The 20,224-nt window shown below is 46.9% G+C and carries 16 protein-coding genes; 13 read left to right on the top strand and 3 right to left on the bottom strand.

What is annotated here, in order from left to right:
* Nucleotides 1–319 precede the first annotated feature (319 nt).
* The 3 genes from GO755_RS09570 to GO755_RS09560 all read right to left on the bottom strand — a co-directional run bounded on the left by GO755_RS09570 (nucleotide 320) and on the right by GO755_RS09560 (nucleotide 3,806).
* Nucleotides 320–814, bottom strand: a complete 495-nt coding sequence (locus GO755_RS09570; protein ID WP_157584521.1) for a hypothetical protein — start codon at nucleotides 812–814, stop codon at nucleotides 320–322.
* Nucleotides 815–1,019: 205 nt separating this feature from the next.
* On the bottom strand, nucleotides 1,020–1,874 hold the full coding sequence (locus GO755_RS09565; protein WP_157584520.1) for an AraC family transcriptional regulator: 855 nt from the start codon (nucleotides 1,872–1,874) through the stop codon (nucleotides 1,020–1,022).
* Between the two features lie 285 nt (nucleotides 1,875–2,159).
* Nucleotides 2,160–3,806, bottom strand: coding sequence for a DUF5060 domain-containing protein (locus tag GO755_RS09560; RefSeq protein WP_198174789.1), 1,647 nt, complete (start codon nucleotides 3,804–3,806; stop codon nucleotides 2,160–2,162).
* 356 nt (nucleotides 3,807–4,162) lie between these two features.
* Here GO755_RS09560 and GO755_RS09555 point away from each other — a divergent pair, with 356 nt between their 5' ends.
* The 13 genes from GO755_RS09555 to GO755_RS09495 all read left to right on the top strand — a co-directional run bounded on the left by GO755_RS09555 (nucleotide 4,163) and on the right by GO755_RS09495 (nucleotide 20,221).
* On the top strand, nucleotides 4,163–5,581 hold the full coding sequence (locus tag GO755_RS09555) for an L-fucose/L-arabinose isomerase family protein (protein ID WP_157584518.1): 1,419 nt from the start codon (nucleotides 4,163–4,165) through the stop codon (nucleotides 5,579–5,581).
* A gap of 216 nt (nucleotides 5,582–5,797) precedes the next feature.
* On the top strand, nucleotides 5,798–6,685 hold the full coding sequence (locus tag GO755_RS09550) for an alpha/beta hydrolase (protein ID WP_157584517.1): 888 nt from the start codon (nucleotides 5,798–5,800) through the stop codon (nucleotides 6,683–6,685).
* Nucleotides 6,686–6,697: 12 nt separating this feature from the next.
* Nucleotides 6,698–8,290, top strand: a complete 1,593-nt coding sequence (locus GO755_RS09545) for a DUF1593 domain-containing protein (RefSeq protein ID WP_157584516.1) — start codon at nucleotides 6,698–6,700, stop codon at nucleotides 8,288–8,290.
* Nucleotides 8,291–8,303: 13 nt separating this feature from the next.
* Nucleotides 8,304–9,113: a transketolase gene (locus tag GO755_RS09540; RefSeq protein ID WP_157584515.1), complete on the top strand. Its 810-nt coding sequence runs from the start codon at nucleotides 8,304–8,306 to the stop codon at nucleotides 9,111–9,113.
* A gap of 59 nt (nucleotides 9,114–9,172) precedes the next feature.
* Nucleotides 9,173–10,213, top strand: coding sequence for a nucleoside hydrolase (locus tag GO755_RS09535; protein WP_157584514.1), 1,041 nt, complete (start codon nucleotides 9,173–9,175; stop codon nucleotides 10,211–10,213).
* 24 nt (nucleotides 10,214–10,237) lie between these two features.
* The gene (locus tag GO755_RS09530; RefSeq protein WP_157584513.1) at nucleotides 10,238–11,203 is read left to right on the top strand and encodes a transketolase family protein; all 966 of its coding nucleotides are present in this window, start codon (nucleotides 10,238–10,240) and stop codon (nucleotides 11,201–11,203) included.
* Nucleotides 11,204–11,300: 97 nt separating this feature from the next.
* A complete protein-coding gene (locus GO755_RS09525; protein WP_157584512.1) occupies nucleotides 11,301–12,719 on the top strand; it encodes a DUF1593 domain-containing protein in 1,419 nt (472 codons plus the stop codon).
* Nucleotides 12,720–12,820: 101 nt separating this feature from the next.
* Nucleotides 12,821–13,780 carry a D-ribose ABC transporter substrate-binding protein gene (locus GO755_RS09520; RefSeq protein WP_157584511.1) on the top strand — a complete coding sequence of 320 codons (960 nt, stop codon included), beginning with the start codon at nucleotides 12,821–12,823 and terminating at the stop codon, nucleotides 13,778–13,780.
* Between the two features lie 5 nt (nucleotides 13,781–13,785).
* Complete coding sequence (locus GO755_RS09515) at nucleotides 13,786–14,418, top strand: DUF2291 domain-containing protein (RefSeq protein ID WP_157584510.1); 633 nt, start codon at nucleotides 13,786–13,788, stop codon at nucleotides 14,416–14,418.
* Between the two features lie 43 nt (nucleotides 14,419–14,461).
* Nucleotides 14,462–15,985, top strand: a complete 1,524-nt coding sequence (locus GO755_RS09510) for a sugar ABC transporter ATP-binding protein (RefSeq protein ID WP_157584509.1) — start codon at nucleotides 14,462–14,464, stop codon at nucleotides 15,983–15,985.
* A gap of 66 nt (nucleotides 15,986–16,051) precedes the next feature.
* Nucleotides 16,052–17,032 carry an ABC transporter permease gene (locus GO755_RS09505; protein WP_157584508.1) on the top strand — a complete coding sequence of 327 codons (981 nt, stop codon included), beginning with the start codon at nucleotides 16,052–16,054 and terminating at the stop codon, nucleotides 17,030–17,032.
* A gap of 152 nt (nucleotides 17,033–17,184) precedes the next feature.
* Nucleotides 17,185–18,666: an FGGY family carbohydrate kinase gene (locus tag GO755_RS09500; protein WP_157584507.1), complete on the top strand. Its 1,482-nt coding sequence runs from the start codon at nucleotides 17,185–17,187 to the stop codon at nucleotides 18,664–18,666.
* A 40-nt stretch (nucleotides 18,667–18,706) separates the two neighbouring features.
* Nucleotides 18,707–20,221 carry a DUF1593 domain-containing protein gene (locus GO755_RS09495; RefSeq protein WP_157584506.1) on the top strand — a complete coding sequence of 505 codons (1,515 nt, stop codon included), beginning with the start codon at nucleotides 18,707–18,709 and terminating at the stop codon, nucleotides 20,219–20,221.
* Nucleotides 20,222–20,224: the final 3 nt, after the last annotated feature.

Here is a 20,224-nt window from a genome sequence, read left to right as displayed (position 1 = left end):
ACTGAGTTTTTCCAATCTGAGTTTTCCAGCCAACGATTATCTGATGGTTTAGTCCGATACAAATTTCGCTAACAAATAGGATGTCATTGCAGTGTGAATGCGACAATAATAGTGGCTAAAACAAGTATTGATATGCCTGTATAGCGGAGTTGCCAGTATAGTATGATCGCCAACGCATAATAGACGAACGAATTGTTCGTCTAGATAAATGTAAATGTATAAGGGCATGTTAGGGCGTTGAGAAAGTTGGCAAGATTTTCCAACTTTCTCAACGCCCTAACATGCCCTTGTTTTACGACATCTATTTTAACTAACTGAATTATTTATTGACAGATTTATTGATTTTCCTTTGCTTAATAAATTGATAAATAGACCCCACGACAAACACAATTAAAAGGGTAAGAAGCGTTTTGCCAATCAATGGGTCAGTAATATCCTTCGCCCAGGGGTGTCCAACAGGAATACGGGTAAACGTTTCATTGACTGTAGGAACCAATGATAAGAAAAAGCTAAAGGACAGACAGAAATTCTCGAAAAAACGAGATATGTTATTTCCTTTCTTTTGGGAATAAAGATAAAAACTCACTAGTATCAAAAATACGATAAATATAGAAAAAACATGACCAGGGTTAAAGCCTCCATGCTTAGATATACCTAATGCTGTTAACGAAGTAATGCTTGTTCCGTAAAAGTATATTTTTCCGGAAATATGCGCCAAATTTATTTTTCCATATCGTAAAAATGATATGATTGCCGTTATGATGGCAACAATGCCAATAACTGTGTGAAAAATCCCTAAATTAGATAGTCCCATCTTTTTTTAACTTTTTGACTGATTAAACAGTGCAAAGGTGCAATGGGAAATTGAGAAGGGTTTTGTGAATTAGTTCAACTATTTGGTGATTTAGTTCAATCTGAAATTCTTCTAAGATTCAATTTAAAGAGTGATTGACCGCTATAATTTAGAAGAAAGAGTATTAAGTACGAAATTTTGATAATCAATATTTAAGTGCTGATTATTATTTGTTTCTGAGCTTCAAACGATAATTAGTAGGTGTAGTATTAAATTTTTCACTGAAACTTTTGGTGAAATTTGCAAGATCATTAAATCCACAATTAAACGCAATGTCAGTAATGCGCTCTTCGGAAACCAATAGTAATTCGGCCGCTTTTTCAAGTTTTTTAGTTTTGATATAATTGGCAGGAGTATCGTTGTATATTTTTGCAAATTCCCGTTTGAAAGAAGAAATGCTTAAATTATTTAGCTGGGCCAACTCGTCAATAGTTAACTGTGAAAGTAGATGTTCGTCAATTATTCGTTTAAAAGTATAAGTAGTTGGTGAAAAAAGTTGTGAAAATATGATTTGTATAGATTCAGAATTTTGTGTTTGAGAAAGTAAAAGTATAATTTCCTTGAATTTTAAAATTAAAATATCTTCGTTGACTAAAGATGGGTTTTCAATATAGAACAGTAAGCCTTCAATATACTTTTGAATTAAAAAATCATTATTTATTTTTTCGCTTGACTTACTTGAGATTACATGTTTGGGTGCTTGAAGTAGCGATGGCAATTCCTTGTCGTAAATTTTTTTTAATATATCTGAATGAAAAGTGAAAATTACAATCTCACAATTGCTTTTTGAATTTGAATTGTATAGTTGTTTTCCTGAGCTTATGCAATTCAGAAATAATGAATAATTTTTAGAGATGTTTAGTCGCTCGTTGTGAATTTGATAGTCAATAGAACCTTCTAGTATATATATAAAACAGGCTTGATCAGTAACAGGAAAGTCGAATTTAAACGGTGGTTGTAAGATGATTTTTTGAATTAATGATTTTCCAAACAAATCAATTTTTTTATAATCGTTTATCATGTCGCATACACTTTGATCTATGTCTCTTAGGGAATAATACTCGAGAAACTAACTCTAGCCTAAATTTCAAAGGGTTTGCCCTTGTCAAATTCGCGAGATGTACCCTATCTAACCCACTAATGTCGACAGTTTTGTGTAGGTAAGGCATTTGAAAAACTAAAGCTCAATATAGCACAAATGCCCCAAAGCTGGAATCTGCCCGTAATACATAAGCGTAAAAGCTCAACGGTTACCCTGATTTCTTTAGCACTATAATACAGACATAGATGAATGGGGAAAAGTTGGTCACTTTCCACCCAAAATCAACACCGCAGATTGCCCTTTCCAGGGCGATTGGTAGCTTTTGAAAATATACCAATCTGAGGGTGCTTCGGAGTGCGTTTCACCGGTGAAAATATTGAACCAGGAAGCCTCAATTTTCCCCGACACAGGCTTCGGTATGACCACGTTGGTGTTGTAATTGTCGCCCGGAACAAAATATAAATACAGCCCTTTGTCATCGGTCAATGGATAACCGCTCGATGATAAGTTATCGTTCCCAAGTCGACCATTGGTGGTTAGTTTGGGTTTGTACGGGTTTAGGGTGTTGAAGTTATAGCGCGAGAATAACGTCTGGAGGTGTTTATAGTAGTCGAATCGCGGCTTTGGGAACGTTTGTTTGGGACTTAAGGCGTCGTGAATCACAATGTCCCACGAGGTATTTTGCCAGTAGTAACACGAGTAAACACCGGCAAAAATGCAGGCATAATTGCGTTCAAGACAGACTTCTGGATTGATGTAATTGCCTGTAAACGAGCTATAAGGCCCTTCTTCATAACCGCCGTGCTCGATGTTCATCACGGGTTTGTTCGGGTGCCTTTGGTAGGCTTCAAGCGTAAGCGAGTAGAGGTCTGATCGCCAGTTTTGAATGGAAATGAAATCAATTTTGTCGGGTTCTCGGGAGCAGTATTCATAGTCATGCACGGTCACGAGATGTTTATAGGCATCTAACCGGCGGATATGCTCGATGCGCTCATTGATATAGGGAATGTCGCAGCGTCCGTAGTCTAATGCTTCTTTCGACACATCCCAAATGATATTTGGATACGCCTGGTAGCGCTTGATAATATAGTCAAAATAGCGGTTGTCTTCCGCCGAATACATCTGGGGCCAGTTCACCTTTTTATTCCACACATAAATCATGAGATGGGCAACGATGCCTCGCTCATGCAGATGCTGAATCACCCGGTCGAGGTGCTGGAAAAACGGCACATTTAGCTGACTGAAGTCAGGTTGCTCGTTCGTGCCTTTGAAAACGGTGTATGGCGGTTTTTTGTAGTTATACTGAGCAGGTACATTGTCGGCCACTTTCCAGCTAACATCGTGAGCGTACACGTTCATGACAACCTGATTGAACCCGTTTTCTTTTACTGATTGAATGATTTCGGTGGTTTTGGGCAGGCCGTTTTTATCGTTTATATCCAGTGCAAAAAGCCAGTCCAGTTCAAACGCCAACGCGAAATAGGGTTGACCGTCCTGATAGACAAACTTTTGGGGCGCTTCGGAAGCAACCGTCACTGCTCCGTGAATATCGGGATTGGTGTTTTTGCCAACCTGAATGCTTCCTCTCAATCCCGACAGACTGCTTAATCCCGCAAACGTTTGATAGGAGTAAATACCTGTTTTCTCTGGACATAACCGTATAACGTATTCATTCTGACCATTATAAAAACCAGGAATAGACAGGGTCTTTTTGTTATTATCGGTAAAAATTGCTCCAAACGTCAGATCGAAAGGATTATCGGTGGACACATTAGTGACCTTGAAAACCAGGTCAACGGTTTGATACTGAACAGTAGATGTCGCACTTTTTTTAGGGTCAAACGCAATTTTTTGCTGACCTAAAACGAGCGTGCTGAGCAGTAACAGGAGGGTCGTCAGTCGGATTGTCATGGTATTTTTTACAAAATGAATAGAAGCTGGGTTAAGAGACAGAAACGCAAAAGTATCTATCATTTAGAAAGTAAACGAAAATAATCGTGCCATTTTCGAGTGAAAAATCAAATGCTACCTGCTAATTGGCTAATTTGATCTATTGTAAGTACTACCTTAAAACTGATCGTAAGTGCTTATTGATATCTATTTATGTAGTACGCCAAGATTTGATTGTATTTTGGGAATTAAAAAATCCATTATTTTCTTTTTCTTTCTTTTGTTTTCTATTTGTTGCCTTTTACCTTTGTCAGGATAGCCAAGGTGACCAGTTTCTCACCCAGCTACGGAACAGACGTATAGCGATCTTCTAAACCATGAGCGTAAAGCCGAGTACCCCAATCACCTTAGGCGTTATTATTGGTAACCGGGATTTCTTCCCCGATAAATTAGTTGGCGAATGCCGGGCCGATCTGCTGGAAGCCTTCCAGAAAGCGGGCGTTAAACCCATTATGCTGGACGAATCGACGACGAAGCTTGGCGGTGTTGAAACGTTTCAGGAAGCCCAGAAATGTGCTGAACTATTCCGGAAACATGCCGATGAAATCATGGGCATTCTGGTCGTTCTGCCCAACTTCGGTGACGAAAAAGGAATTGCTGAAACGCTGAAATGGGCTCGCCTGGATGTGCCAGTGCTGGTTCAGGCGTATCCCGATGATTTAAATCGACTGGATGTGGCTCGTCGACGGGATGCGTGGTGTGGCAAAATCTCGGTCTGCAATAACTTCTATCAGTTCGGCATCAAGTATTCGCTGACGACGAAACACGTTGTGCATCCGTCCGATCCGAGTTTTCATACCGATCTGCTCAATTTCATGGCAACCTGCCGCGTTGTGAAAGGCTTGCGGAACGTTCGGATCGGGGCCATTGGCGCACGTCCGGGTGGGTTCAATACGGTTCGCTACAGTGAAAAGATCCTTCAGCGGAATGGTATTTCAGTCGTAACGGTCGATTTGTCTGAGATTTTGGGCAATGCTAATAAACTAACCGCAGCCGATATCGCAGTCAAGGAGCGACTCGACGCGATTAAAGCCTATACGCCAACTGGCCGAACCCCCGACGATAAACTCGTTCAGATTGCCAAGTTAGATGTGGTCCTGAACAATTTCATGGCTGACCATTCGCTGGATGCTACCGCCATTCAGTGCTGGACATCTGTTCAGCAGAATTACGGCTGTAATGTCTGTACGAGCATGAGCATCATGAGTGAGAACATGCTCCCTAGCGCCTGCGAAGTCGATGTAACGGGTACGTTGAGCATGTATGCCATGCAACTCGCGTCGGGTTCGCCAAGTGCCTTGGTCGATTGGAACAATAACTACGCCGACGATGAAAACAAGTGTGTGCTGTTCCATTGCGGCAACTGGGCGAAATCGTTTTTACCCGATATCGAAATCAGCACGGCCCCCATTTTGGGAACAACCGTTGGCGAAGAAAACACATACGGCGCCTTAGCCGGTCGTACACCAGCGTCTCCGCTTACCTTCGGGCGCATCAGCACCGACGATCCCAAAGGCATCATAAAAGCCTACGTTGGTGAAGGCGCATTGACCGACGATGCATTGAATACCTTCGGCAACCGAGCTGTGGCTCAGATCGATAACCTCCAGGGGCTAATGCAGTACGTTTGCCGGAATGGTTTTGAGCACCATGTTGTGATGAATGCCTCCAAAACCGCGGGTGTGCTTAAAGAAGCGATGGAGAACTACATGGGCTGGGAAGTGTATAGTCATTAGGTCTAAAGGGCAGGGCTGTTAAGTTCTGAATTACAATCGCACGTTGCTCCCCTCTCCTGTTTTGGGAGAGGGGCCGGGGGTGAGGGTAAAGCGGCCTGTTCAGAAGATGCATTTCTTAGCCGCAATTTCCCTCACCCCAACCCCTCTCCCAAAACAGGAGAGGGGCTAAACCAAAGAACTTAATAGCTTTTATCTCTGTCAAAAAAACTAAACCTCATGAGGCTACTTCTCGTTTTATTCCTCCTATTGTCGGGTGTTGCGCAGGCGCAGCAAAAAGAAATTCGGATCTACGACGGTCCCGCACCCGGTTCTGAAAAATGGAATTGGGTAGAGAAAAAGAATAATGCCAATTCGATAAAACTGATGACGGTCTTTAACGTCGTCAATCCATCGATTACGGTATTTCCAGCAGACCCGGCTGTGGCTAATGGTACATCCGTGATTATTTGTCCCGGTGGAGGCTTCCACTTCTTATCTATTGATAATGAGGGAAATGATGCGGCAACCTGGCTTGCGAAAAAAGGTGTTACTGCCTTTGTGTTGAAATACCGCACGGCCCATATCAACACTGATGATCCGTTTGCCGATATGATGGCGGGCATCAACGGCCCGCGCAAGGCCGAATGGGACGCCGAAAATAAAGCGACGATTCCGCTGTCGGTTGCCGATGGGAAGGCTGCCATTGCCTACGTTCGCAAACACGCTGCCGACTTTGGGATTGATCCTGCCCGCATTGGTATTCTGGGCTTTTCGGCGGGTGGCACGGTCACCGCTTCGGCAGCTTTTAACTATACTCCCGACAATAAACCGGCGTTTGTGGCTCCCATTTACGCCTATATGCCCACTTCCCTGCAAGGTACGGTTGCAGCCGACGCTCCACCTATGTTTGTTGTCTGCGCATCCGACGATCAGTTGAATCTGGCTCCACATAGCGTAGAACTATACAGCAAATGGCTGACGGGCAAGCGCCCTGTTGAACTGCATATGTATGCCAAAGGCGGGCATGGGTTCGGCATGGAAAAACATAACATTCCAACCGACACCTGGATTGAGCGATTTGCGGACTGGCTAACGCTTCAGGGATTTATAAAATCGAAGCAATAAAATCGGTTGACAATGAAGCCTACCAAAATCCTTACCCTGACTGGACTGATTTGCCTGATCTGCTGTGCCCAAATCCCGTTTTCGTGGGCGCAGCAAGGTCCCAAACCCCGCATCGTTATTACAGCCGATCCGGAACTGGATGATAATAACTCACTGATCCGATTTCTGCTCTATAGTAGCGATCTGAACGTTGAAGGGCTCATTTATACCAGTAGCCAATTTCACTGGAAAGGTGATGGAAAGGGAACAAAATGGGCTGTTCCCGGAAGAGAATATAGTCGATTTGGTTTGAATCTATGCCCCTGTGAGTCATGGCGTTGGGGTAAAGATGAGCGCTTCATTCACGATGCTGTTGGGGCGTATGCGAAAGTATACCCGAACCTGAAAGTACACAACTCAAATTATCCTGCGCCAGCTGAACTCCAGGCAAAAATTCGTTATGGCAACATTGAATTCGACGGGGATATTTCTAAGAATTCGGCGGGTTCGGATCTGATTAAATCGCTGATGCTGGATGATAAACCCGGCCCTCTCTTTATTACCGCCTGGGGTGGGGGAAGTACGATTGCCCGAGCGCTCAAAGCCATTCAGGAGCAATACGAGTACACGACGGAATGGGATGTCATCAAAAAGAAAGTGTCGCGAAAAGTAGTGCTGCTGCCTTCTGGCGATCAGGATGATACGTATGCCAGCTACATCAAACCGAACTGGCCTGATATGGAGTATCGGCAATTCAAGGAAGGGCCAAATTATGGATATGGAGCTCAATTGGGTGCCAAGCCTGAAAATGCTCCCTATTTGACGCCAGCCTGGATGAAGGAAAATGTATTGACTCGTGGCCCGTTAGGCGCTTTATACCGGGTTTGGGGCGACGGGAAACAGATGGTAAAAGGCGATGTCATGGATTACTTTGGCCTGGCCGGTCACACGAATGAAGAGCTGAAGAAAATGGGCTATGTAGTGTGGATGCCTGTGCAACCGAAAGACTCCTGGTTGGGCGAAGGTGACGACCATACCTTTATGAATATGTTGGGCAACGGTCTACGGGCCTATGAGTCAGGCTCCTATGGTGGCTGGGGTGGTCGTGGAATCGGCAACCGGGATGCCGTGGGGTTTTCGTTCGCAACGCCCCAGGATACCAGTGCCAACGCTATGGTAACTGCACTCAGCACAGCAAATAATCGGGCTACCAAAAGTGGCGATGAACTGACTTTTCCTAATTTTTTCCCGGCAGCACAACGTGATTTTGCAGCCCGGCTTAAGTGGTCTGTAACCGCTAAATACGCGAATGCCAATCATGAGCCGGTTATAAAAATCGAAGGGCCGTTAACGGTAATGGCGAATGTCGGTGAGAAAATACGACTCACTGGAGCCGTTTCTGACCCCGATGGAAATGCGGTTTCAATCAATTGGTGGCAGTTGCCGGTAGGGAATAATACTCCTAAAGTGACAGTCTCGAATCCGACTTCGGCACAGACTGAAGTGCTGATTCCGAAGGATGCGATGGGTGGCCAAACGATTCATCTCATTCTGGAAGCAACGGATAATGGAACACCAACCCTCACCAAGTATCAACGGATCATTATTAAGGTAAGAGAGAAGTGATTTTGAATCAGTTATGACGATCAACGAATTAGCTCAAAAATCGGTGCAGTATCGCCGGAATATTCTCAAATACATTGTGGGGGCCAATGCCGGTCATACCGGTGGTAGCCTGTCCTGTATCGATATTCTGAACGTACTCTATAATTACGTACTGAACGTCAGTCCCGGGACGGCCAAATCGCCGGACCGCGACCGCTATATTCAGAGTAAAGGACATACAGTGGAAGCGCTCTATGTGGTGCTGGCCGATAAAGGATTTTTCCCTGAATCGGATCTGGAGACCCTGTGCAAATACAAGTCACATTACATTGGCCATCCTACCAAAAAAGTAGCAGGGGTTGAACAAAATACGGGTTCGCTTGGACATGGATTACCACTCAGCGTCGGTACGGCGATCTCTGCCAAGCTGGATGAGAAGCCTTTTCGGGTATTCACGTTGCTGGGCGATGGCGAATTGCCCGAAGGCTCTAACTGGGAAGCCGCGTTGTTAGCTCCCCAGTATAGGCTTGATAATCTATGCGCCATTGTCGATAAAAATGGCTTGCAGATTACCGCTCCCACAGCCGACGTATGCAGTACCGATCCCCTCGATAAGAAATTCGAAGCCTTCGGCTGGGCGGTTCGGCAGGTGGACGGGCACGATTTTCAAGCACTAGTCGATGCCTTTGATGCGCTGCCTTTCGAGCCGGGGAAACCCAGTCTGATCATTGCCAATACCGTAAAAGGAAAAGGTGTTAGCTACATGGAGAATCAGCTGAAATGGCATCATGGCGTACCGAACAAGGAACAATACGAACAGGCATTGGCGGAATTGAAAGAGTGAATGAGCGAAAGTGTGAAAGAGTGTATAACCTGCACGGCAGTGTTGTGAATAAAAGATAAATGAAGAAACTAGAGATAATGAGTTTTCGCGGGTGCAGCTTTGGACTGAGTCTGATTCTCAGCCTGATCACCTCGTTTGTAGCTTTGGGACAGTCGAAAGGTCTGGCGGCTGTGGAACCTCGTATGCGAGTAATTGTGGACAACGATTTCAGTGGCGATCCAGACGGTTTGTTCCAATTGGCTCACTTACTGATGTCGCCTTCGGTGGAAATTCGGGCCATTATCGGATCGCACCTCAATGTAACAGATGGCTTCGACCCCTCGAAAACACAGGCCGATAATGCGGCTAAAAAAGCGAGGGAAGTGCTGCAAACACTAAACGTGACCAAATCGATTCCGGTTTTTGCGGGTTCGAATACGGCAATGCTGAATGACAGCACGCCTGTAAAAAACGAGGCCGTCAACTTCATCATTCAGGAAGCGTTACGTTCCGACACGAAAACACCTCTATACGTGGTTTGTGGAGCCGGCCTCACTGAAATTGCTTCGGCTGCGCTGACTAATCCTCAGATCGCCAACAAGCTGACACTCATCTGGATTGGAGGCCCGGAATACAGTGAATTAGCCCTTCCGCCACCGGGATATTCGGAGGTAGAATACAACCTGAATATTGATCAGGCGGCTGCTCGGGCAGTCTTCAATCGGTCGGCTTTACGCTTGTGGCAGGTACCCCGAAACGTATACCGGCAATGTCTGCTGTCGTATGCGCAACTGCTAACCAAAGTGAAGCCACATGGCAAGATTGGCATTTACCTGAGTGGGACGCTGGAGACATTGATGGCACGAATCCAGCGATTTATCAATATTGGCGAAACCTACATTCTGGGCGATAGTCCGTTGGTGTTGCTCACGGCTCTCCAGTCGTCGTTTGAACCAGACCCTTCGTCGAGTCAGTACGTGGTTCGGCAGGCTCCGCGCATCAATCAGGCCGGTACTTATGCCCACAATCATGCCGGAAGACCAATTCGGGTGTATACCCAACTGGATACGCACCTGATGTTCGCTGATTTTTTTGCCAAACTGGAACTGATGAACCCGTAAGGCTTTCATCCAACTAATACAACCATGGGAGAAGTAAGTGTAGTAACCGATAAAAAAGCCCAGGCTAACCTGGATGTGTTTTCGAACACATTACAGGAGTTAGCCAGTACCGACCGGCAGATTCTGGTCGTTACCAGCGATTCGCGCGGATCGGGGAAACTGGTGCCATTTGGACAGAAATATCCCGCGCAACACATTGAAATTGGAATTGCTGAACAGAATCTGGTTGGCGTGGCCGCTGGATTGGCGTCTACAGGCAAGAAAGTTTTTGCCGTATCGCCCGCCTGTTTCCTGACTGCCCGGTCGTTCGAGCAAATCAAAACCGATGTTGCCTATTCCGATAACCCGGTGAAGTTGGTTGGTATCAGTGCCGGAGTGAGCTATGGTGCCTTGGGTTCTACCCACCACAGCCTGCACGATTTTGCCGCTTTGCGAGCCGTGCATAACCTGATTATTGTTGCTCCTGCGGATAACTTCGAAACAGAGCAAGCCATTCGCTTAGCTGCCGAAACCGAGCATCCAATTTACCTCCGATTCGGTAAAAAGGCGATGCCACTTTTATCGGAAGAGAACCAACAATTTGAATTTGGGAAAGGACGCATTGTACACGAAGGCGATGATTTAGTGCTAATAGCCACTGGCGAGACGGTATATCCCGCACTTCAGGCGGCTCGTCAATTGGAAAGCATACATGGCATTCGCGCAACCGTTGTTAGTATGCACACAATCAAGCCGTTGGATTATAACCTGCTGGCGACTGTAGCCGCGAAAGGTTGCCCAATCCTTACCGTCGAAGAACATAGTGTATTTGGTGGGTTAGGTGAAGCTTGTGCCTCATTCCTAATCCAGAACGGATTTCGTAACAAGTTCAAAATCATGGGCATTCCTGATGAATATACAGTTACGGGCTCGCAGGTGGAGATTTTCAATCACTACGGTTTGTCGGATAGTGGAATTGCTGAAGAAGGATTAAAATTGATAAATAAATAGAACGCTGATTATCATGATTTATAGGATCAAAAATGATCTTAACAAATCATATAAATCATGATAATCAGCGTTCTATTTCCTGCCTCCTAAACCGTATATGAAATCGTTATATTCCTTATTCATACTACTCATCCTGGTAGGTCCACCCTCAATTTGCCATGCCCAGCAGTCTGCACAAAAACTGCGGGTTCTGGTGCTAACCGACATTGAAAACGAACCCGACGATGCGCAGTCGCTGGTGCGTTTCCTGACGTATGTGAATCAATGGGACGTAGAGGGTTTGGTTGCTACCACCTCGGTTCACCAGCAAAAACGGATTGCCCCCGAACGGATTCGACGAATCGTAGAAGCTTATGGTAAGGTTCGGAGTAATTTGTTGCTCCACGAAAAAGGCTATCCCGAAACGGCTTATTTGCTGAGCGTTATCAAACCCGCAATTCCCAAATACGGTATGGATGCTGTTGGGCCGGGCAACGATTCAGAAGGATCGGAACACATCATTGCAGTGGTCGATAAAAAAGATGATCGGCCGGTTTGGGTGCCCGTTTGGGGAGGAGCGAACTGTCTGGCGCAGGCACTCTGGAAAGTTCGGCAGACCCGTACGCCCGAAGAGGTCGACAAGTTTGTCGCTAAACTTCGCGTATACACCATTTCGGATCAGGATGATTCGGGGCCTTGGCTGCGCAAAACATTCCCAAACCTGTTTTACATTGTTAGCCCCGGCTTTCATGCCCTCGGTGGCTATGAAGCGTCGACCTGGCGGGGAATCAGTGGAGACGTGTTCCCGTATGCGCCCGGTTTCGCAGGTCCCGACTCCAATATTGTCAACAATACCTGGCTGGATGCTAATATTCGTAAGAATCACGGCCCACTGGGTGCCGAACATCCACACACAGATTATATTATGGAAGGCGACACGCCGAGCTTTTTTAACCTGATCGACAATGGATTAAGCGAACCTGAACATCCAAACTACGGTAGCTGGGGTGGACGTTATGAACTCTACACCCCCCGAACCCGCAAGTGGTTCCGCGAACCCGAAACCCGTCCGATCTGGACAGATGCAGAAGATCAGGTAAAAGGAATTGATGGTGGTTGGTACGCGAGTAATAAAGCGACGATCTGGCGGTGGCGACAAGCATACCAGAACGATTTTGCCGCCCGTATTGACTGGACAACCAAACCCTACAAAGAAGCAAACCATCCACCCGTAGCCAAGTTGGCCCATGCGAACAATTTACAGGCTAAAAATGGAGAGACGGTGAGTCTCAGCGCCGAAGGCTCAACCGATCCGGATGGTAATGCTCTGACGTATGAATGGATTTATTATCCTGAGGTAGGTACGTATTCAGGCAGTAGGCTGCCTAAGGTTAGCAACAGTCAGCAGAAAGTGGCCTCGTTTACGGCACCTAAAGTAACCAAACCCGAAACGATGCATTTTATTCTGGCCGTGACTGATAAAGGAGTCCCTGCTTTGACGCGTTATCAACGAGTGATTGTATCAGTAATGCCATAATTTTTTTGTCATTCCAAACTTTTGTCATCCCGACGCAGGAGGGATCTTCGGAATAGTACGTTTTAAGATCCCTCCTGCGTCGGGATGACAAAAAATCGCTCATGAACAGTCAACGATTCATTTTTCTGTCAATCATGCTTTTACTGTTGGTAGGAAGCTGCACGAATAAATCCAGTACAGGCCAGCCGAAAAAGGTCGCGGTGATTGTGTCGACGCTCAATAATCCCTGGTTTGTGGTGCTGGCCGAGACGGCTGCGGCTCAGGCGAAGGCGTTAGGCTACAAAACGAAAATCTTCGATTCGCAAAACAACACAGCGCTGGAAAGCGATCATTTCGAGAACGCCATCGTATCAGGGTTTAACGCCATTCTGCTCAATCCAACCGATTCTGACGGTTCTATCGTGAACGCTATGAAGGCCAAAGAAGCCGGTATTCCGGTGTTCTGCATGGATAGGGAAGTCAACTCACCTCAGGCTGCTACCTGTCAGATTCTCTCCGACAATTATTCCGGTTGTGTCGCTATCGGAAAATACTTCGTACAGACACTACGAACGAAAGCAAAAGATACGCCTATCAACTACGTTGAAATTCTGGGATTAGTGGGCGATAACAATACCTGGAACCGATCCAAAGGCTTTCATAGTGTGGTCGACCAGTATCCGAATTTCAAGATGGTTGCCCAGCAAAGTGCTGATTTCGACCGGAATAAAGCGATGGAAGTTCTTGAATCTATTCTACAGGCGCATCCCGATGTCAATGCGGTTTTTTGTGGAAACGATGCGATGGCGATGGGTGCGTATCAGGCACTTGTTGCTGCGGGGAAAGCCAACGATGTGGGCGTGTTTGGGTTCGACGGAGCCGATGACGTGATGAATTCAATTCGAGATGGCAAGATCAAAGCAACCGGTCTGCAATCGCCCCAAACGATGGCTAAAACAGCTGCTGAGTATGCCGATGAGTACTTCAAAGGCAAGCGGGATTTCGCCAAAAAGATACCGGTAGCTGTCGAATTGGTCGATCAGGCGAATATCAAGGATTATAGCACCCCCAAAAAACTCTAAAGACCATGCAAAAAAACAGCCTGAAATATGCCGTACTGCTGGTTTTGCTGGGAGTCGTTGCTTATAACTCCGTGTATTTCAAAAAACTGGATGAGGTAAAAGCCAACGCCGGCTCCAACACCGACCAAAAGTTCGATGCTGCGGCCTATGCACAGACATTCTGGACTTCTAAGTTATTGCCAGCCAGTGCAAGCTCTGCAACAGATTTATCAGCGCTCCTTTCGTCATTGAAAACTGATAAGACAAAAGCGTTTGACAATTCGCATGCATTGGGAATTGGTAACATTCGCTATTTTCTGGTAAAAGGCGAAGGTAAAATAACCGCCATTGGCGATAATGATGTGACCGTTTCGCTGCTCACTGGCGAAACCGTAAATCTGGCAACGGAGTACATTTTTGGCAATGCCGCACGCGATGCGTCGGGCTTAATAAAGATTACCGAGTTCGACAATACAACGGACCTCAACAACGTATCGGCAGAGCTGAATAACATCATTCGAAAGAAGGTTTTGCCGCCGTTTAAAGCCAGTGCCAAGACCGGAAGTACAGTGAAATTTGTCGGTGCCATTGAACTGAACAAAGAGCACCTTCACCTTGAAAATTTAGAAGTCATTCCGATTTCGATAGAAGTTCATTAGTGTGGTGTCGGTTTCTCAAAACCGACACCACGAAAAATCAACCATGTTAGTAGCAGAAAATATCACGAAGCGATTTACGGGCGTAACGGCTCTGGATCAGGTCTGCCTTGAATTTCTGGCGGGTCAGGTGACCGCTGTGATTGGCGAAAACGGAGCGGGGAAGTCGACGCTGATGAAAATACTGTCGGGGGTATATCCTGACTACGAAGGGCAGATTCGGTATAATGGAGAGCCGGTTCGGTTCAATTCCATTCGGGATGCGCAGGCATGCGGCATTGCTATCATCCACCAGGAACTGAACCTGATCCCTTATTTGAGCATTACCGAAAACATCTTTCTAGGACGGGAAATCACGACTCGCTGGGGTACCCTCGACCAGAAAGCCATGCGTCTCAAAACGCGGGAACTCCTCGAAAAACTCAAACTGAGTATCGACCCCGATACGTTGATAGTCGAATTGAAAGTTGGTCAGCAGCAGGTTGTTGAGATCGCCAAAGCGTTGCTGGTTGAGTCGGAAGTGATTATTATGGACGAGCCGACCTCTGCCATTAGTGAGAGTGAAGTAGCGGTTCTGTTCAGCATTATCAACGATTTACGAAGCGAAAATAAGGCCATTGTGTACATCTCGCACAAACTGGATGAGCTGTTCACCATTGCTGACCGCTACGTTGTGCTGCGTGATGGAAAGTCGATTGAATCGGGAAGTATGCAGGGCATCGACCATGACACACTGATCCGTAAAATGGTGGGTCGAGACATCAAAAGTATTCGTCGGCAATCGGCAGATCGAGTGCATACCCCGCTTTTATCCGTCGAAAATCTGTGCCTGAAACATCCCGTTAGGGTGCAGGAAAATCAATTGAAAAACCTTTCGTTTGACGTGGGTAGGGGTGAGGTCGTTGGTATTTTCGGACTCATGGGAGCTGGACGTACCGAACTTTTGGAAACCCTGTTCGGTCTTCACCCAAAACGATCCAGCGGTACGGTTCGAATTGACAATCAGCAGGTTCAGTTTAAAGCGCCTATTGATGCTATTAAATCAGGCCTGGCGTTGGTGCCGGAAGATCGCAAAAAAGATGGGTTGGTGTTGGGTATGGATGTGCAGACCAATATCAGCCTGACGGCCTTAGAGAATATCGAGCAGACGGGTTTGCTGAGTCAGAAAAAAGAAGCCACACTGGCGAAGAAATACATCGCCGACTTACGAATCAAAACGCCTTCTGAGAAGCAAACGGCCAAAAATCTGAGCGGTGGGAATCAGCAGAAAATTGTGCTTTCGAAATGGCTGGCCACAAGCCCAAAGCTGTTGATGCTCGATGAACCTACGCGGGGCATTGACGTGAACGCCAAGAATGAAATCTATAAGCTCATACTCCAACTAGCCGACGAAGGTATGGGCATCATCGTTGTATCCTCCGAACTGCCTGAAATTCTGGCTATTTCGGATCGAATCATCGTACTCTGTGAAGGCTCCTTAACCGCTGAGATGGCCATTGCGGACGCGTCAGAAGACTCGATTCTTAAGGCGGCAATACCTGATATAAAGAGTGAAAGAGCGAAAGAGTGAATGAGCGTGTATCTCTAGGCACTCATTACACTCTTTCGCTCTTTCACTCATTCATTCTTTACTCATATGCAACTAACCGTTAACGCTTACCGGCCTTTTCTAACTAAGTTTCAGTCGCTGATTGCCCTGTTCATTTTGTGTCTGGGAATCAGCTTACTATCCGACAAGTTCCTGACGGTTGCCAACTTCTGGAACGTACTGCGGCAGATTTCCGTCAACGTCTGCATCTCCACCGGTATGACACTCGTGGTGCTAACGGCCGGTATCGATTTATCGGTTGGCTCGGTGTTGGCGCTATCGGGCGCTATCACCGCTGGCTTACTGCGGAACGGCATTCAACTACCGTCAGCGAATTTATACATCGGTTTTACGCTACTTGGAGCCACATTAGCCGGATTGGTCACTGGCTCTGGCCTGGGCTGGTTCAACGGTTGGGCCATCACGCGCTTCAAATTACCTCCCTTTGTGGCCACACTCGCCATGCTGACCATTGCCCGTGGGCTGACCATGCTCTGGACGGAGGGCTTTCCCATCACTGGCCTCGGCGATTCATTTACCTTTCTGGGAACGGGCTGGTTTTTAGGCATTCCCCTTCCCGTTTGGTTGTCCGGCATCATCGTCGCCGTCGCTGTACTGATTACGAACAAAACTCGCCTGGGACGCTACATTTATGCCATTGGCGGTAGTGAAAGCGCAGCCCGACTATCTGGCGTGAACATCAACAAAATCAAAATAGCCGTTTACAGCATTGCCGGAGCTTTGGCAGCCGTTGGTGGTCTGCTCGTTACTTCCCGACTGGATTCCGCCCAACCTAACGCAGGTACCAGCTACGAGCTGGACTCCATTGCAGCCGTAGTGATTGGTGGAACGTCGCTGTCTGGCGGTCGGGGTAGCATTTTAGGAACCGTACAGGGAGCCATTATCATTGGCGTGCTGAATAATGGATTGGTGCTCCTGAACGTATCGCCATTCTGGCAGCAAGTGGTGAAGGGTTTCGTGATTTTGCTGGCCGTTATTATTGATAAATCGAATTCGAAGGCGGAGTAAAACCCACCTCACGGCAGCGGCCGACCGTCCCCAACCCCTCTCCTAAAACAGGAGAGGGGAGCAGAACTACCCCTTTTTTCACCCCTCTCCTGCTTTCAGGAGAGGGGCTGGGGGTGAGGTGAACTGCAGCCGTGAGGTTAACCATTGACAACATGACCAGTTCCTACATCTTAGCCATTGACCAGGGTACCAGCAGCACCAAAACTCTTCTGTTTGACAAGGAGGGAAATGTCGTTGCCCGAGCTTCGGAACCGTTGAAAACCAATTACTTTGGAGATGGGTACGTAGAGCAGGAGCCGGAGGCCATTTTTCGAAATGTACTTTCTTCCGTTGGCAAATGTATTGGAACGTTCGCAGCTGAAGAAGGCAATCTGAAGGCGATTAATGCCTGCGGAATTTCGAATCAGCGCGAAACCTTTATCGTTTGGGATGAGCATGGTGTGCCTCTTCATAACGCGATCGTCTGGCAATGCAAACGGTCGATTGGTGTTTGCGAACGACTAAAAGAGGAGGGACTTGAAGAGACAATTCAGGCAAAAACGGGCCTGTTTATCGATCCATATTTCTCCGGCAGCAAGCTTATCTGGCTCTATGAAAACGACGAGAAAGTCCGCCAGTCGATCGACGCTGGTAAGGCGTATTTTGGTACGGTAGACACCTGGTTACTATATAAGTTAACAAATGGTCAACGCTACCTGACCGATTATACCAACGCATCCCGAACGCTCTTTTTCAACCTCGAAACACTAAGCTGGGATCAGGAATTACTCGCTACGTTTGGCCTATCCCGGTTGAATCTGCCAGAGCCGAAACCGTCTTCAGCTTTCTTTGGGGAGTCGAATTTCAACGGTTTATTCGATCATAGCATCCCGATAACCAGCCTGATTGGCGACTCGCATGCGGCTGCGTTTGGCGAGGGATGTTTCTCGCCCGGCACCGCCAAAGCGACGTTAGGCACAGGTTGTTCCATCATTATGAACATCGGTGAAGCATTAACCACGTCGAAACATGGTATGGTTACCACTGTTTGCTGGAGCACCGAAGAGCGAGTCGATTATGCGCTGGAAGGCGTTATTGTCACCTGTGGCGCTACCATCGAATGGCTGAAAAACACCTTGGAATTATTTGCAGAAAGCCGCGAAACCGAAGCGATGGCAACGGCCGTACCTGATAACGGCGGGGTGTACATCATACCGGCTTTCAGTGGGTTAGGTGCTCCCCACTGGCAAATGTCTCGTAAAGCATCCATTTCAGGGCTGACGTTTGGCTCGACTAAAAATCATATTGTCCGGGCGGCTCTGGAGTCAATTCCATACCAGATCAAGGACGTTATTGTTGCGATGGAACAGGACACGGGTATCTCGCTGGAAGAACTCATGGTGAATGGGGGCATCAGTGCGAATAAGTTTGTGCTCCAGTTTTTAGCCGATTTGCTCGGTAAATCTGTCGTCAACAAAGGAATGCCGGATGTGTCTGCCCAGGGAGCCGCTTATCTGGCAGGTCTGAAAGCGGGCATTTACAAAGACCTGGCTTATCTGACTTCGATTAATTTGAATAAAGAAACGGTTAAACCCGGCGTTGATCAGGAAAAGGCCGTTCTCGATTATGCAGGATGGCAAATGGCTATCAGTTAAGTGAAAACACGTTTTAGTCAAAAAGCTGAACCCCTAAACCATGAGAAAAATAGGTCTATTACTGTTTCTATGTTCTGGCATAGTGCTATTTACTAACTCGTTAGCTTCAGCACAGCCAAAATCGGCGAAAGCTCGTACGATTGTTACGACAGATGGCGAAGTGGATGACGTCGATACGTTTATCCGGCTTCTGCTGTATGCCAATGAATTTAACATCGTGGGCCTTGTGTACAGCAGTTCGCAGTGGCATTATAAAGGCGATGGGAAAGGGACGAAGTTTACGTCTGAAATGGCCAGTACTGCCAAGCGCTATGGTGAACGAACCGAACTTCGCTGGCCGGGTACGACCTGGATGGAGGAATACATCGATAAGTACGCAAAAGTCTACCCGAATCTAGCCAAGAACGCCAAAGGTTACCCAACGCCTGATCATTTAAAAAGCCTCATTCGAGTTGGCAATATCGACTTCGAGGGAGAAATGAATACCGATACTGAGGGCTCTAATTTTATCAAAAAGATTCTGCTCGATAACGATCCTAGTCCGGTCTATTTGCAAATCTGGGGTGGTACCAACACCGTAGCGCGGGCCTTAAAATCCATTGAAGATGAGTACAAGGGCAAGTCAAACTGGGAAGCTATCGAGAAGAAAGTATCCGACAAAGCGATCATCTATGCCGTTCTGGATCAGGATGCTACCTATAAAAAATACATAGCTCCCAACTGGCCGAAAATTAAAGTGCTTTACAATTCGGATCAATTCTGGAGTTTCGCTTATCTATGGCCACGGGTAGTTCCTGCCGAATTGCAAACCTACCTGAACGGCAAGTGGTTTGCCGAACATATCAAGTTCAATCATGGCCCCTTGCTGGAAGCTTACTACGTCTGGGGCGATGGGCAAAAACTAGCTGGCGATCCTGAGCAAACGCAGGGCGACATGAAGGAAGTTGAAAAGTTTAAGCGTAGTCAGTATGACTTCATTTCGGAAGGTGATTCACCCGCTTTCTTCTACCTGATTGATGTGGGGCTGCGCAGCAAGGAAGACGTATCGTACGGAGGCTGGGGTGGGCGCATGGTGCAGTCGGCAACGAACCCGTATCGGTGGGAAGATGGCAAGACGGTTACCGATTTTGATCCGTACACTCAAAAACAGGAAGCTGCTTACCCGCAAACGCGATGGATACCCGTCTTACAGAACGACATGGCCGCCCGTGCCGATTGGTGCGTAAAAGGCTACAAAGAAGCCAACCATGCTCCGATTGTAAAGCTCAACCATTCAGCTAATCTTACCATAAAGCCAGGTCAGAAAGTGGCATTGAGTGGTTCGGCCACTGATCCAGACGGCAATCAACTCAATTATAAGTGGTGGCAATATGAAGAGGTGGGAACGTATCCAGGAAAAGTTGAACTCCAGAATGGGACTCAGCCAAACGCGTCGTTTGTCGTGCCCAAAGATGCGACTGCCGGAAAAACGATTCACCTTATTCTGGAAGTGACGGATTCGGGTACACCACAACTAACTCGCTATCAGCGCGTCATTGCCAAAGTAGCCGAGTAATTT

Source organism: Spirosoma arboris (genome assembly GCF_009754945.1).
Taxonomy (GTDB): Bacteria; Bacteroidota; Bacteroidia; order Cytophagales; family Spirosomataceae; genus Spirosoma; species Spirosoma arboris.
Note: the sequence above shows the minus strand (reverse complement) of the source record. Positions and strands in the feature narration are given on the sequence as shown.